The organism is Arthrobacter sp. Leaf69 (assembly GCF_001422645.1).
GTDB lineage: Bacteria > Actinomycetota > Actinomycetes > Actinomycetales > Micrococcaceae > Arthrobacter.
Genome location: NZ_LMLR01000012.1, coordinates 211,691 through 224,783, shown reverse-complemented (window position 1 = coordinate 224,783; position 13,093 = coordinate 211,691). Strand labels below are relative to the sequence as shown.

Genomic DNA, 13,093 nt, shown 5'->3' with positions numbered 1-13,093 from the left:
AAACACACCAGAAGGAGCCGAATGTTCGTCAAGGTATGCGGGCTGAGCACCCCGGAGTCGGTGCGGACCGCCGCGGAGGCCGGGGCGGACGCCGTCGGCTTCGTCCTGACCCGCAGCCCCCGCGAAGTGACTCCGGCGCAGGCCCGGGAGCTCCTGGCCCACGTCCCGGCCGGCCTCCCCGCCGTCGGCGTCTTCCGGCACGAGGCGGCGGCGGACGCCGTCGTCGTCGCCCGTGAAGCCGGGCTCGGTTGGGTTCAGCTCCACGGCGACCGCACGCCGGAGGACGTGGATACCGTGCACGACGCCGGGTTGAAACTCATCCGGGCCGTCACCATGTCCGCCGCGCCCGACGCGTTTGCGGACTGGGGCGAGGACCTGCTCCTGATCGACGCCGCGGTGCCAGGCTCCGGCGAGGCCTGGGACTACGCCTCGGTGCGCGCCAAGGGACTGGAGGGGCGCAAGTGGCTGCTCGCCGGCGGGCTCGATCCCGCCAACGTCGCCGACGCCGGGTTGCAGGCCGGCGCGTGGGGGGTGGACGTCTCCTCCGGCGTCGAGTCCTCCCGCGGGGTCAAGGACCTGGCCAGGATCCGGAACTTCGTGTCGGCAGCCAAGTCCCCGGCGCCGAAGCCCTGAATCGGAAGCCTTGAATCCCGGGTCCTGACCCGGGTTGCGACGTTCCATCCGTGCCGAAAGACCGTGGACATCCTGCGCGTGGCTGGTCGAGAATCGGAAATGTGACTCTGACCGAGCAGCATGGGCTGTTCTTCGAAGGTGAGCTGCCGCCGATGCGCTCCCTGCGCACGGCGTGGCTGCTGGCATTGTTCCTGGGCATCGCCGGCGCGGACCGATTCTACCTCCGCCAGCCCGTCTCCGGCACCCTGAAGCTGCTGACGCTCGGTGGGCTCGGGATCTGGTGGATCATTGACCTGTTCCGGATCACCAACGAGTACGCCGCCGACGGTGCATCCATGCCGTTGGCCGGGACGAACGTACTGCGCCGAGGCCTGCGCGTGGCTTCGGCTGTTCTGGTCGCCGCACTCGCGGGTGTCCTGATCTGCGTCAGTGCGGCCCCCCTCGCAGGGACTGTCACCGCCATAAAGGCATTGCTGGACCCGGTCCCACCGCCACCGACGAAAGAGTGGGTCACCGTCGCGGAGTCCTCCAGCACTAAGGCCCCGGCTTCGCTCGTGACCCTCACCGGCAGGGTCCACATCGAGTACAAGTTCACCGGGCCGGCCGTCGCTTACCTCCAACCCGTGAAAGGACCCGCCATCGCTGTGCTGTCCCTGGGTAAGGCCGGCGGCGCCGGGGCGATCGGCGTCACCGTGGAACCCGGGACCTACACACTGATAGTGAGCGCCACCGGAACCGCGTGGACGCTGACGGCCCAGGAATTCCGGATCCCCGGGTAGCGCCGGCCGGCCGGTTGCCCAGGCTCCGGGCCTGTTGAGGACAGGCAGTATTCCGTGGACGCTGCGAGGGTGAGTTCCCCGGCGACGCGCTGTCTGATCTCCGTATTACCACCGGGAATCATCTTCCCCGGATGAGGTCCGCGCCCCCGGTGCGGCCCGAAAATGGTCTTACCCGCCAGTGGCAGACCCACCTGTCGCAACCCTCATCGGAAAGAAGCCTCCAATGTCGAGACGTCACGCAATCCTTGAAGGATCGATCGCACTCGCGGCAGCCGCAGCGCTACTCACGGGCTGCAGCGCCTCCAGCCCCGGGACGAGCGCCAGCAGCGCCAGAGCGCAGGAGAACGTTTCCCAGGCGTGCGCTGCTGCCAGTGCCTACGCGGCAGCCCTGACAAACTTCAAGCAGACCCTTAAGCCTGGTGCCACGGTGGAGCAGATCCGCTCGGCGCGAGACCAGGTCGCGAAGACCTACGACGATCTGATCAAGGCCAGCCAGGACGTCGCAAGAGACGAGGTGAACGCCGTTCAAGCGGCCGAAAAGAACTTCGATCGAGCCGTCAAGGACGTTCCCGACGATGCAACCCTCACCCAGGCAGTCGGTTCCCTGCGAGACGAAGCAGCCAACGTCCAGGCCGCCGTCAGCGACCTGCAGACGGCGGCGAAGTGTTAAGTTCCGGACTGTCACTGGCCTGACTGTGACATGAAATCCTACGAGTCCAAGACACTGATCAATGCCCGGGAATGCACGGTGTGGGACATCATTACTGACGGCGGCAACTACACCGTCTGGAACTCCGGCATCACTCACATTGACGGCGAACTGCGCCACGGCGTCACGATAAGAGTCCGCACCCGGACCGGCGGCAGCCGTACCTTCCGCTTACGCGTCCGGCAAATACCGGGCGAAGTAATGACCTGGACCGGAGGCATGCCCCTTGCCCTGTTCAAGAGCGTGCGCACATTCACGCTCACACCGCACGGCGGGCAGACGCTCCTGCACGTCAGGCAGGATTTTGCCGGCCCACTGCCGGGCCTGCTTTGGAACGCCGTCCCCGATATCGAAAAGGCCTTCGCCGAATACCTCAGCGCCGTCAAGAAACGCGCCGAACTCCTCAGCCGACACGAAGCCAGGATCCACGCTTCACCGCGCCCACCATGGGGAATCGGGCGAACGCTCGGACCAGCGGAGTGCCCGCGACACCCTGCCTTGGCCGAGAACGTTTCTTCCCCCCGGCCAGCGTCTGCCTTAACGTCTGCGCCTGCAACCTGGCCGGTCAACATCCTCCCGGTCGGTGCAGGGCGGACGGGGGGCCCTGTTCGGCCGGAGCAACGTCGGAGACCCTGACGGCTGCCCACGCCGAACCCCTGACCAGCCGGCAGGAATGCCGCCCGCCCGCGCCGCGTTGCCCCTGACATGAAGCGCATCGGATTCCTGTCCTTTGGCCATTGGGGGCCCGGCGAGGGTTCCCGCACCCGGACCGCCCGCGACGCCCTCCTGCAGGGCATTGACCTGGCCGTCGCCGCCGAGGAACTGGGCGTGGACGGCGCGTTTTTCCGCGTGCACCACTTCGCCCGGCAGCAAGCCTCACCGTTCCCCCTGCTGGCCGCCGTCGCCGCCCGGACCAGCCGGATCGAAATGGGTACCGGCGTGATCGACATGCGCTACGAGAACCCCCTGTACATGGCCGAAGAGGCCGCCGCGACCGACCTGATCAGCGGCGGGCGGCTGCAGCTGGGGATCAGCCGGGGCTCACCCGAACCCGCCCGCGACGGCGCCGCCGCCTTCGGCCATGTGCCGGAGGACGGTGAGACCGTCGCGGACATGGCACGGCGGCATACCGCGGTGTTCCGCCGTGCGATCTCGGGGGCCGGGATGGCGGAGGCGGAGCCGCGCTACGCGGGCGGCGGGTCCGGGCTGTTGCCCGTGCAGCCACATTCACCCGGGCTCGGCGAGCGGATCTGGTGGGGCGCCGGCTCGCGTGCCACCGCCGTCTGGACTGCGGAGCAGGGGATGAACCTCATGAGCTCCACGCTGCTCACCGAGGACACGGGTGTGCCGTTCGACCAGCTGCAGGCCGAGCAGATCGGCATGTTCCGCAAGGCCTGGGCCGACGCCGGCCACCAGCACGAGCCGCGCGTATCCGTCAGCCGCAGCGTCCTGCCGATCGTCGACGAGGAGGACCGGCGGTTCTTCGGCCTCAGCGCGCTGCGGGAGAAACGCGACCAGGTCGGGGTGATCGACGGGCTGGTGGCGCGTTTCGGCCGGAGCTACGTCGGAGCCCCCGACGCCATCGCCGAGGACCTTGCCGCCGACGCTGCCGTGCGGGATGCCGACACCCTGCTGCTCACCGTCCCGAACCAGCTCGGCGTGGATTTCAATGCCAAGCTGCTGGGCACCGTGGTCCGGCATATCGCCCCGGCCATCGGCTGGGCGCCGAAGTCCCGGTCCTAGCCCGGGCCGCGGCACCGCGAAAGGCTAGCCGGTCCGCGTTGCCGTGGCTAGCATGGCTGTTTGGGGGAGTACCCCGATGACCCGGCGGGCCCGGCCCGCCATGCGTGCGAAGGAGACCGTTGTGACTCTGCCCGAAGGTTTGACCCCCGGCGTCTGGACACTGGACATGTCCCACAGCGAAGTCGGCTTCAGCGTCCGGCACGCCGGCATCAGCAAGGTCCGCGGCCGCTTCAACGAAGCCTCGGCGGAGGCGCACGTCGGCGATTCCCTCGCCGACTCCAGCCTGCATGCGAGCATCAAGACTGCCAGCTTCGACTCCGGCGACGCCAACCGCGACGCCCACGTCCGCGGCGCTGACTTCTTCGACGTCGAACAGTATCCGGAGATGACGTTCCGGGCCACGGGCATCCGGGGCGACGGCGAGGACTACGTGCTGACCGGCGACCTGACCATCCGCGGCGTCACCAAGCCGGTGGACCTGGAGGTTGAGTTCACCGGGATCGCGGTGGATCCGTTCGGCGCCACCCGCGCGGGGTTCAGCGCGGAAGCGGACATCAGCCGCAAGGAATTCGGCCTGACCTGGAACGCCGCGCTCGAAGCCGGCGGGCTGCTGGTCAGCGACAAGGTCAAAATCAGCGTCGAAGCCGCCATGGTGAAGCAGGGTTAGCGGGCGGGCCGCCGGCCGATCAGAAAAGCAGCAAAACGAATCCGCCGACCGTGGAGAGGATGCCCACCCCGGTAAGGATCCAGCCCAGGGTCCACGCCGCGTTATCGTGCTTCGGCGGGGTGAGTCCCCAGCGGGACGGGTGGCACACGTCGTAGAAGAGGTCGACGTCGGAGCCGACCACTAGGCCGTGCGACTCGGCCGCGGGCAACAGGGACCGGTGGTCGGCGTCGTGGTGGTCAGTCCAGCTGTAACCGGTGAAGCCGCCGGCGCTGATCACCGTGCCGGTGGTCCCCACCCACTCGCAGTGCCGCCGCCGGGCAATCCAGCCCCACACCAGCAGCGGCACGCCCAGGACGAAGCCCACCCACGTCATGACCTCGAGAATGGGCCCGAGGAGGTCCCCGAAATTAGTCATCTGCGCGCGGGCCGGACGGGCGGTGTCAGCGCGTGACGCGCGAGCGGCGCACGACGAACAGGATGCCTGCGCCCACCAGGACCAGGAGGCCCACGCAGAGCAGGAACTGCACGGCCTTCACAACAAGCCCGACAACCAATAGGACAAGGGCGACAATGAGGGCGATCTTCAGGAGTGCAGGCATGCTCCCAGTATTGTGCCCTTTTGGGCGTTCGCAAAGCTCCCCGCCCGCGGCTGGCGTCACCGGGGCCGTTTCAGGAATTGTTCAGGGTGAACCCCTAGGCCGGATCGGCCTCCGGCGGAGGACAATGGAGCCATGAAGACATTGCTTAACATCATCTGGCTGCTCTTTGGCGGGCTGTGGCTCGCGCTTGGATACTTCGCGGCCGGGGTCATCTGCTGCTTGCTGATCGTCACCATCCCGTGGGGACTCGCATCGTTCCGCATCGCCAACTATGCGCTCTGGCCGTTTGGCCGCACGGTGGTGGACCGCCCGGGCGGAACCGGGTTGTTCGCCCTGCTCGGGAACGTCATCTGGCTGCTGGTCGCCGGCATCTGGATTGCGATCGCCCACGTGGTAACCGCCTTTGCCATGGCCATCACCATCATCGGCATCCCGCTGGCCATCGCCAACCTCAAGCTCATTCCGGTCTCGCTCATGCCCCTGGGCAAACAGATCGTCCCGACTGACAGGCCCTTCGTGACGACCTACAGCAAGGCCTACCGCTAGCCACCATCAGAGGAGGACCGCAATGTCCGAGCATGTCACCGCTGTTCCGGCAACGACCGGCCAGGGTGAATCCCCCGCTCCGGCCGAAGATCTCATGCTGGTCATTACCCGTGAATTCCAGGCCCCCATTACCCGGGTGTGGTCTGCCCTCACGGACCCGGACCAGGCCACGGCGTGGTGGGGACCGCGCGGCTTCCACACCCCCAGGCAGAGTATTGACGCGGACCTGGAGATCGGCGGCCTCTACCGGGCCTGCATGGTCCACGACAGCACGGGGGAGGAGCAGTGGTGGAGCGGCGTCCACACGGACATTGAACCGCCCAACCTCCTCGTCTTCACCCACGCCTGGGACAAACCCGACGGCACCCGCGGCTTCGAAACCGAAGTGACCTTCCAGCTGGACGAGATCGACGGCGGCACCCGGATGACGTTCATCCAGGGCCCCTTCGACACCATCGACAACCGCGACGGCCACGGCGTCGGCTGGCGCGAATCCTTCGACCGCCTCGCCGAACACCTCCGCCGGGGCGCCTGACCCCGCGTCGCTGGCGTCGGCCCGGTTACCCGAGTTCGGCCTGCAGGTTCCGCCGCGCCGCGTCCAGCCACAGGTCCCTGCCCCGCGGGGTGTGGAAGAGCGGATCCAGCTGCAGGAGCTGGCGGACGACGGCGGCGCGTCCGGCGGCGAAGTCGTCGTCGCCGATGTGCGCAAAGTCCTGCCGGACGGCGGCCAGGTACCGGGCGTAGGCTGCCGGCTCCCCGCCCAGCACGGAGAGATCAGCGTCGCTGAGCAGGGCGGCCGCGCCGTCGCCGGCCTCCGGCCGGTGGTCGGCCGTCATCCGCACCAGGCGGGCCACCTCGTCCACCTCGGCCGCAGGAAGGCCCGCCTGGGCCAGCCGGTCCTCGGCGAGCCGGGCCGACTCCTCCTCGTCCTGGCCCGCGACCCCGCGGTAGACGGCGTCGTGGAACCAGGCGGCGAGGAGCACGGTGCGGGGCGGATCAGCCGGTTCGGTGAGGAGGTCCAGGGCCTCCAGGACGGCGAGCAGGTGGGTGCGGCCGTGGTACTTCCGGTGCTCCTCGCCCCAGCGGTCCAGCAGGTCCAGGAAGAGCGCGTCGTGGCCGGGCAGCACCGCGTTCCAGCGTGTCAGCAGGGGAAGCTTGAGGGAGCTGCTGCGCCGCCGGGCCGGGATCCGCAGGCCGCTGGCGATCAGTTTGCGGACCAGGACCCGCCCCTCCACGGGGACGGCCCCGGCCGCCACGAGTGCGCCGTAGCGCGCTTCCGCGACGTCGTAATGGTCGCCGTCGAACGCCCTGTCCGGAATGCCGGCCGCCGCCGCGAAGGCGTGCAGCTCCGCCAGGGACGTGTCCGAGATCAGGTGCGAGAAGTGCGTTCCGTGCGCCGGCCAGAGCGGAGGATCAATGTAGATGGCCATGGGGGAAGTCTATTCCGGCGCCGGATCAGCCCTGGCTGGCGTCAGCGGCAGCGGTGTCGGACTGCTCCTCGTCCTGCGTCCGTGCACTGCGCGGCTTGGAACGGACGCCTTCGCCCTGTTCGTTCAGCCGGGTCTCATGCTCGGCCTCGGCAACGGCCTCGGGGGTGATGTCGCCCCCTGAGTTCCAGGCCTTGATCGCGGCCCACGCCACGGCCACCAGCGGAACGGCGAGGATCGCGCCGATGATGCCGGCGAGGATGGTGCCGGCGGTAAGGGCCAGCAGGATCACGAGGGCGTGGACGTTGAGCGCCTGGCCCATCACGACGGGCTGCAGGAAGTTGCCCTCCAGCTGGTTGACGACGATCACAACGATGATGACGACCAGGGCCGCGAGCGGTCCGTTGGCCACCAGCGCGACGAGCGCCGCGAGGATGCCGGCCAGGGTGGCGCCGATCAGTGGGATGAAGGCGCCGATGAAGGTCAGCGCGGCGAGCGGCAGCGCAAGCGGCACGCCCATGATTACCAGCGCGAGGCCGATGAAGAACGCGTCCACGAAGGCCACGATGGAGGTGCCGCGCACATAGCCGCCCAGCACGTTGAGGCTTCGCTCCCCGGCCCGGCGCGCCTTCACCAGGTTCTGGCCCTTGAACGCCCGCAGCATGAAGGCCCAGATGCTCTCGCCGTCCTTCAGGAAGAAGAACAGGATCACGGCCATGAGCACCGCGCCGGTGATGAAGTTGCCGGCCGCGCTGAGTCCGGAAATGGCGCCGGCGCCGACGGTGCTGCTGGTGGCGAAGTCGATGGCGGCGTCGCGCGCCTGCTGGATCTGCTGGTCATCGATTGGGATGGGGCCGGTGCGGATGAAGTCGTAGACCCGGTCGAAGCCCTCCGTGGCCTTGCTGCCCAGCTCGTCCGCCTGGCTCATGACGGCGAAGACGATGCCGGTGATCACGGCCCCGAACGCGAGCAGGAGCAGCACAAACGACAGGGTGGTGGCGGCCGTGCTGGGCCAGCCGCGGCGGCGCAGCCAGTGGACGAACGGGGCGATCGCGGCGGCGAGGATGAGGGCCAGCAGCGCCGGAATCACCACGAGCCGCACCTGGATCAGGGCATAGACCACCACGACGGTCAGGACCAGCAGCAGGAGCACCTGGGCGGTCCTGATGCTGGCGCGGCCCAGGCTGTCGCCCCAGGGGGTTGTCTTGTCCGGACTGCCCATGCTGATGTGTCTCCCACTGTCGGTTGGTCATGTTACTTACCAACCGTCTCACAGCCGGAGCCGCAGACCCGCGGGACTTGCCCGCACACGCTGTCCGGGGCCTCAGGACGCGGCTGGCCGGATGTTCTGGTTTCCGTGGAAGGTGTTCTCCGGATCGAACTCCTGTTTGACCCGGGCCAGCCGGCTGTAATTCTCCTCGCCGAAGGCCGCCCGGACCCGTTCCTGGCCCTCGTCGCCGATGAAGTTCAGCCACACGCCGCCGGTCGCATACGGCGCGATGTCCTGGCGGAACCTTTTGACCCAGACCTTCGCTTCCTGCCCGCCCTGCGGTGTTTCGCCCAGGCCGAAGGGATGGGTCACCCAGCTGGCGTTTCTGTTCATCAGCGGGGTCGCCGTCGCGGCCGGGCCGCCCACCGCCCCGCCCCAGCGGGCAATCAGCTGCTGCGAACTCGGCCCGGGAAGGTTCCGGGCGGAATCAACGATGACGTCGAGGGCGTCGTCGGACAGGTCGTCGTGGTAGTCCGCGCTCCAGTAGTTGTACTTGCCCGGCGGATCGTCCAGGGAACACTGGAAGTCGGCGTAGTCGATGTCCTCCAGGAAGTCCGCGGCAGGCTTCAGCGCGCGGTAGGGCTTCGTGTGTTCAGCCCCCTCCGCGGCGTCCCCGGCGTAGAGGTAGACGACGGCGACCGCCATCTTGCCGACCATCTCCGGCGGCATGCCGGGCTCGTCCGGGACGGTCAGGTAGATGATGGCGCCGGTTTCCTCGTTCGGCGCCGCGAGCGCCAGCTCCCGGAAGCCCCGGCTGACTTCATCCGCCGCGTCGCCGGGCCACAGCATGAGGCCCGCGTGGACCCGGGGCCCCAGCCGGTGCAGCCCGAAGGTAAAGGAGGTGGCGACGCCGAAATTCCCGCCGCCGCCGTGCAGGGCCCAGAACAGCTCCGGGTTCTCCGTGGCGCTGGCCGTCACCCGTTCCCCGGAAGCGGTCACCAGGTCCACGGAGAGGAGGCTGTCGCAGGCGAAACCGAAGGCACGCTCCAGCCAGCCGGAGCCGCCGCCGAGGGTGAACCCGGCCAGGCCCGTGGTGGACACCCGGCCGCCGGTGAGGGCGAGGCCGTGCTGCTGGGTGGCCCGGTCGAATTCCCCGCATGTCAGTCCGGCGCCGGCGGTGACCGTGCGGGCGTCCGGGTCCACACGGACGGACTTCATCGGCCGCACGTCGATCACCAGGCCGCCGTCGTTCAGTGACATGCCCGCCACCGAGTGGCCGCCGGCGCGGACCGCGACGTCAAGGTGGTGTTCCCCTGCGTATTTGAGGGCCTCGGCGACGTCGTCCGCGTCGCTGCAGGGGGCGATCACCGCCGGGTGGCGGTCGATCATGGCGTTGAACAGCGTCCGGGACTCGTTGTAGCCCGGGTCAACAGGTGTAATCCACTTCACGGCGGTGCTCCTCGGCGACCGCGGCTCCACCCCTCGCAGAAATTTTAAGTCCGGTGGCGGCGCCGGGGCTAGGGGAGAAACCTGCGTGGCGGCCGGAGGGGGCCTGCGCGCCGATTCGGAATCGCGGGCAGAATCCCATCAAAGTTCCGCGAATGCGGGTTAGGGTGGCATTATGCCCAATATTCGCGTTTCCGAGGCGGCCCGGTTCCTGGGCGTCAGTGACGACACCATCCGGCGCTGGACCGAGAACGGAAGCCTGACCCCGCTCAAGGACGACGCCGGCCGGCTCGCCGTGGACGGGTTGGAACTCGCCCGGCTCGCCCGGGAGCAGGCCCAGCTTCCCGACGACCCGGCCAAGGCGGGCAGTTCGGCCCGCAACCGCTTCGTTGGCCTCGTCACCGCCATCACGGCCGATACCGTGATGGCCCAGGTGGAACTGCAGTGCGGGCCGTTCCGGGTGGTGTCGCTGATGAGCAGTGAGGCCGTGCGGGAGCTGGGCCTGGAGCTTGGCTCGGTGGCGACCGCCGTCGTCAAGGCCACCACGGTGATCATCGAAACGCCCAAGGGCAAGGGCGTTATATGAGGCCCGGCATCAGGGCCTCCGCGGTGCTGGGGGCAGGAACCGTTGCCGCCGTCCTCACGGGCTGCGCCGCACCGGCCGGAGACGCCGGCAAAACCCTCACAGTCTTCGCCGCGGCATCCCTCCAGACCCCCTTCACTGCGCTCGCCGAGGAGTTTGAGGCCGCGCACCCGGGGACCACCGTGACCCTCAGCTTCGCCGGGTCCTCCGACCTCGCCACCCAGATCAGCCAAGGCGCACCGGCGGATGTCTTCGCCTCCGCCGACACGAAAAACATGGCCAAGCTCGGTGGCGCAGGCCTGGTGGAAGGATCACCCCGGGACTTCGCCACCAACGTGCTGACCATCGCGGTGCCCCCGGAGAACCCCGCGTCCATCGCCTCCTTCGCGGATCTCGCCAAACCGGGGGTCAGGACCGTGATTTGCGCGGCGCAGGTCCCGTGCGGCGCGGCCACGAAGAGGGTCGAACAGGAAACCGGCACCACGCTGACACCGGTGAGTGAGGAATCGTCCGTCACCGATGTCCTGGGCAAGGTCGTCTCGGGCGAGGCCGACGCCGGGCTGGTCTACGTCACGGACGTGAAAGCCGCCGGGGACAAAGTGCAGGCGATCCCCTTCCCCGAGTCCGCGCAAGCAGTCAACACCTACCCGATCGCTGCGGTGCGGACCGGCAAGAACCAGGACCTCGCGGACGCCTTCATCGAGGCAGTCACGGGCACCGACGGCCAGCGGATCCTCCGCGGCGCCGGCTTCGGAACGCCTTAGGCCCGGATGAAACGCCGGAGAGACACCATGTACACCGGGATCCCGCGCTGGGTCGCGGCCATTGCCGCCGTCGGGGCGCTGTTTGTGCTGCTGCCGCTCGCGGCCATGCTGGGCCGGGTCAACTGGCCGCAGTTCATCCCGCTCATCACCTCCGAATCCTCGCTCACCGCACTGGGACTCAGCCTCCGCACGGCCGCCGCGAGCACGGTGCTGTGCGTGCTGTTTGGGGTGCCGCTGGCGCTGGTGCTGGCCCGCGGCGACTTCCCCGGCCAGCGGCTGCTGCGGTCCTTCGTCCTGCTGCCGCTGGTGCTGCCCCCTGTGGTGGGCGGCATCGCGCTGCTCTACGCCTTCGGCCGCCAGGGCCTCCTGGGGCAGAGCCTCGGCATCGCCGGCCTCCAGATCGCGTTCACGACGACGGCGGTGATCCTCGCCCAGACGTTCGTGGCGCTTCCGTTCCTTGTGGTCAGCCTCGAAGGCGCCCTCCGCTCGGCCGGCAGCCGGTACGAGTCCGTGGCCGCCACACTCGGGGCGCGCCCCACCACCGTGCTGCGCCGGGTCACCCTGCCGCTGGTCCTGCCCGGGCTCGCGTCCGGGGCGGTGCTCTCCTTCGCCAGGAGCCTGGGCGAATTCGGCGCCACGCTCACCTTCGCCGGGAGCCTGCCGGGGGTCACCCGCACGCTGCCGCTGGAAATCTACCTGCAGCGGGAGACCGACGCCGACGCCGCCGTCGCGCTGTCCCTGCTCCTCGTTGTGGTGGCGGTCGTCGTCGTCGGGCTCTCCTACCGTGGACCGGCGCCGGCCGGGTCCGGCGGCAGATCAGCGCGTACCGGCACCCCCGGGCGGGTGCCGGCATGACGTTTACGCTCGACGCCGCCCTCGCCGCCCGCCGCTTCGACGTGTCACTGAGCCTGGCGCCGGGCGAGACGGTGGCCGTGCTCGGCCCGAACGGGGCGGGAAAATCCACCCTGCTCTCGGTGATCTCCGGGCTGCTGCGCCCGGACACCGGCCGGGCCGAGGTGAACGGGCGGGTCCTGTTCGAGCTCGGTCCCGGCGTGCACACGTGGACCGCGCCGCACCGCCGCGGAACCGCCCTGCTGGCCCAGGATCCCCTGCTGTTTCCGCACCTGAGCGCCCTCGAAAACGTCGCCTTCGGGCCCCGGAGTGCCGGGATGCCCAAGCGGGAGGCCCGGGAGTCTGCCCGGCACTGGCTGGCTGAGGTGGACGCCGCGGATCTCGCGGACCGCCGGCCGGGGGAGTTGTCCGGCGGGCAGGCACAGCGAGTGGCGGCGGCCCGTGCCCTGGCCGTGGATCCGGAGGTGCTGCTGCTGGACGAGCCCCTGTCCGCCCTGGACATCCACGCGGCCCCGCTGCTGCGAAGGCTGCTCAAACGGGTACTGGCCGGGCGGCGCGCCATCATCGTCACCCACGACGTCCTGGACGCCTACATGCTGGCGGACCGGGTGATTGTTATGGAGGAGGGCAGGATCACCGAGGACGGGCCCACCCGTGAGGTGCTCCGGCGGCCGCGCAGCCGCTTCGCCGCCGGGCTGGCCGGACTGAACCTGGTCTCGGGCACTGTGACGTCAGCGGGTATCAGGACTGCCGGGGGCCTCGAATTCGCGGGCCAGCACGACGCGCCGCTCGTCGCCGGGCAAGCCGGCGTGGCGGCGTTCCCGCCGTCGGCCGTCTCGGTGTTCCTGGGCGAGGCGCATGGCAGCCCGCGGAACTCGTTCCGTGTCACGGTCACTGACCTGGAGCCGCACGGGGACCAGATCCGGGTCCGCGCCGGGGAGCTGTCCGCGGACGTCACCCCGGCTGCCTCCGCGGACCTCGGCCTCGCTCCCGGCCTCGACGTCTATTTCGTGGTCAAGGCGGCGGCGGTGTCGATTTACCCGTCGTGACGGCGGCCGGGGTGCGGGTGGGCGGGCGTTGGGCCCGGCGGGCGGCAGGGGCGGGCGGGTGCGGCGTCCTGCTGGGGCAGCCGGCG

The 13,093-nt window shown here is 69.4% G+C and carries 17 protein-coding genes; 12 read left to right on the top strand and 5 right to left on the bottom strand.

The genetic code is table 11. From position 1 onward, the window contains the following. Positions 1–21: 21 nt before the first annotated feature. The 6 genes from ASE96_RS12365 to ASE96_RS12340 all read left to right on the top strand — a co-directional run bounded on the left by ASE96_RS12365 (position 22) and on the right by ASE96_RS12340 (position 4,531). A complete protein-coding gene (locus ASE96_RS12365; RefSeq protein ID WP_056430641.1) occupies positions 22–633 on the top strand; it encodes a phosphoribosylanthranilate isomerase in 612 nt (203 codons plus the stop codon). A gap of 101 nt (positions 634–734) precedes the next feature. Beyond that, on the top strand, positions 735–1,412 hold the full coding sequence (locus tag ASE96_RS12360) for a TM2 domain-containing protein (protein WP_056430638.1): 678 nt from the start codon (positions 735–737) through the stop codon (positions 1,410–1,412). Positions 1,413–1,635: 223 nt separating this feature from the next. Beyond that, positions 1,636–2,082 (top strand): hypothetical protein, encoded by a 447-nt coding sequence (locus tag ASE96_RS12355; protein ID WP_056430636.1) that lies wholly within the window; start codon positions 1,636–1,638, stop codon positions 2,080–2,082. Between the two features lie 30 nt (positions 2,083–2,112). Continuing rightward, positions 2,113–2,757 carry an SRPBCC domain-containing protein gene (locus ASE96_RS19830; RefSeq protein ID WP_082492713.1) on the top strand — a complete coding sequence of 215 codons (645 nt, stop codon included), beginning with the start codon at positions 2,113–2,115 and terminating at the stop codon, positions 2,755–2,757. Between the two features lie 69 nt (positions 2,758–2,826). After that, entirely contained in the window at positions 2,827–3,864 is a 1,038-nt protein-coding gene (locus ASE96_RS12345) for an LLM class flavin-dependent oxidoreductase (RefSeq protein ID WP_056430632.1), read from the top strand. Positions 3,865–3,985: 121 nt separating this feature from the next. After that, positions 3,986–4,531 (top strand): YceI family protein, encoded by a 546-nt coding sequence (locus tag ASE96_RS12340; protein ID WP_056431017.1) that lies wholly within the window; start codon positions 3,986–3,988, stop codon positions 4,529–4,531. 19 nt (positions 4,532–4,550) lie between these two features. Here the strand turns inward: ASE96_RS12340 and ASE96_RS12335 are convergent, their stop codons facing one another. Continuing rightward, positions 4,551–4,946: a hypothetical protein gene (locus tag ASE96_RS12335; protein ID WP_056430629.1), complete on the bottom strand. Its 396-nt coding sequence runs from the start codon at positions 4,944–4,946 to the stop codon at positions 4,551–4,553. 25 nt (positions 4,947–4,971) lie between these two features. Then, entirely contained in the window at positions 4,972–5,130 is a 159-nt protein-coding gene (locus tag ASE96_RS19380) for a hypothetical protein (protein WP_200913046.1), read from the bottom strand. Between the two features lie 132 nt (positions 5,131–5,262). On the opposite strand from ASE96_RS19380, the gene ASE96_RS12330 reads away from it, so the two are divergent. Together ASE96_RS12330 and ASE96_RS12325 are read left to right on the top strand one after the other, a co-directional pair. Continuing rightward, entirely contained in the window at positions 5,263–5,676 is a 414-nt protein-coding gene (locus tag ASE96_RS12330) for a YccF domain-containing protein (RefSeq protein WP_056430626.1), read from the top strand. 22 nt (positions 5,677–5,698) lie between these two features. After that, the gene (locus ASE96_RS12325; RefSeq protein WP_056430624.1) at positions 5,699–6,211 is read left to right on the top strand and encodes an SRPBCC family protein; all 513 of its coding nucleotides are present in this window, start codon (positions 5,699–5,701) and stop codon (positions 6,209–6,211) included. Between the two features lie 25 nt (positions 6,212–6,236). Here ASE96_RS12325 and ASE96_RS12320 read toward each other — a convergent pair whose 3' ends face one another. From ASE96_RS12320 to ASE96_RS12310, 3 genes are all read right to left on the bottom strand, one after another. Continuing rightward, entirely contained in the window at positions 6,237–7,106 is an 870-nt protein-coding gene (locus ASE96_RS12320; protein ID WP_056430622.1) for a DUF4031 domain-containing protein, read from the bottom strand. A gap of 25 nt (positions 7,107–7,131) precedes the next feature. Next, positions 7,132–8,325, bottom strand: a complete 1,194-nt coding sequence (locus ASE96_RS12315) for an AI-2E family transporter (RefSeq protein ID WP_082492712.1) — start codon at positions 8,323–8,325, stop codon at positions 7,132–7,134. A 102-nt stretch (positions 8,326–8,427) separates the two neighbouring features. Then, positions 8,428–9,762, bottom strand: coding sequence for an FAD-binding oxidoreductase (locus ASE96_RS12310; protein WP_056430619.1), 1,335 nt, complete (start codon positions 9,760–9,762; stop codon positions 8,428–8,430). A 172-nt stretch (positions 9,763–9,934) separates the two neighbouring features. On the opposite strand from ASE96_RS12310, the gene ASE96_RS12305 reads away from it, so the two are divergent. From ASE96_RS12305 to ASE96_RS12290, 4 genes are read left to right on the top strand one after another with little or no spacing between them, the layout of a single operon-like run. Continuing rightward, entirely contained in the window at positions 9,935–10,345 is a 411-nt protein-coding gene (locus tag ASE96_RS12305; protein ID WP_056430616.1) for a TOBE domain-containing protein, read from the top strand. After that, positions 10,342–11,106 carry a molybdate ABC transporter substrate-binding protein gene (gene modA, locus ASE96_RS12300; RefSeq protein WP_056430613.1) on the top strand — a complete coding sequence of 255 codons (765 nt, stop codon included), beginning with the start codon at positions 10,342–10,344 and terminating at the stop codon, positions 11,104–11,106. The genes ASE96_RS12305 and modA overlap by 4 nt, the downstream gene beginning before the upstream one ends. A 27-nt stretch (positions 11,107–11,133) precedes the next feature. Beyond that, positions 11,134–11,961, top strand: coding sequence for an ABC transporter permease (locus tag ASE96_RS12295; RefSeq protein WP_442853895.1), 828 nt, complete (start codon positions 11,134–11,136; stop codon positions 11,959–11,961). After that, positions 11,958–13,007, top strand: coding sequence for a sulfate/molybdate ABC transporter ATP-binding protein (locus tag ASE96_RS12290; protein WP_056430608.1), 1,050 nt, complete (start codon positions 11,958–11,960; stop codon positions 13,005–13,007). The genes ASE96_RS12295 and ASE96_RS12290 overlap by 4 nt, the downstream gene beginning before the upstream one ends. Positions 13,008–13,093: the final 86 nt, after the last annotated feature.

Excerpts from the sequence above, each read along its gene's own strand:
- ASE96_RS12365 (WP_056430641.1), top strand. The coding sequence starts at position 22 with ATGTTCGTCAAGGTATGCGGGCTGAGCACCCCGGAGTCGGTGCGGACC.
- ASE96_RS12290 (WP_056430608.1), top strand. The coding sequence starts at position 11,958 with ATGACGTTTACGCTCGACGCCGCCCTCGCCGCCCGCCGCTTCGACGTG.
- ASE96_RS19380 (WP_200913046.1), bottom strand. The coding sequence starts at position 5,130 with ATGCCTGCACTCCTGAAGATCGCCCTCATTGTCGCCCTTGTCCTATTG.
- ASE96_RS12355 (WP_056430636.1), top strand. The coding sequence starts at position 1,636 with ATGTCGAGACGTCACGCAATCCTTGAAGGATCGATCGCACTCGCGGCA.
- ASE96_RS12330 (WP_056430626.1), top strand. The coding sequence starts at position 5,263 with ATGAAGACATTGCTTAACATCATCTGGCTGCTCTTTGGCGGGCTGTGG.
- ASE96_RS12325 (WP_056430624.1), top strand. The coding sequence starts at position 5,699 with ATGTCCGAGCATGTCACCGCTGTTCCGGCAACGACCGGCCAGGGTGAA.
- ASE96_RS12320 (WP_056430622.1), bottom strand. The coding sequence starts at position 7,106 with ATGGCCATCTACATTGATCCTCCGCTCTGGCCGGCGCACGGAACGCAC.
- ASE96_RS12295 (WP_442853895.1), top strand. The coding sequence starts at position 11,134 with ATGTACACCGGGATCCCGCGCTGGGTCGCGGCCATTGCCGCCGTCGGG.
- ASE96_RS19830 (WP_082492713.1), top strand. The coding sequence starts at position 2,113 with ATGAAATCCTACGAGTCCAAGACACTGATCAATGCCCGGGAATGCACG.
- ASE96_RS12335 (WP_056430629.1), bottom strand. The coding sequence starts at position 4,946 with ATGACTAATTTCGGGGACCTCCTCGGGCCCATTCTCGAGGTCATGACG.
- modA (WP_056430613.1), top strand. The coding sequence starts at position 10,342 with ATGAGGCCCGGCATCAGGGCCTCCGCGGTGCTGGGGGCAGGAACCGTT.
- ASE96_RS12345 (WP_056430632.1), top strand. The coding sequence starts at position 2,827 with ATGAAGCGCATCGGATTCCTGTCCTTTGGCCATTGGGGGCCCGGCGAG.
- ASE96_RS12305 (WP_056430616.1), top strand. The coding sequence starts at position 9,935 with ATGCCCAATATTCGCGTTTCCGAGGCGGCCCGGTTCCTGGGCGTCAGT.
- ASE96_RS12315 (WP_082492712.1), bottom strand. The coding sequence starts at position 8,325 with ATGGGCAGTCCGGACAAGACAACCCCCTGGGGCGACAGCCTGGGCCGC.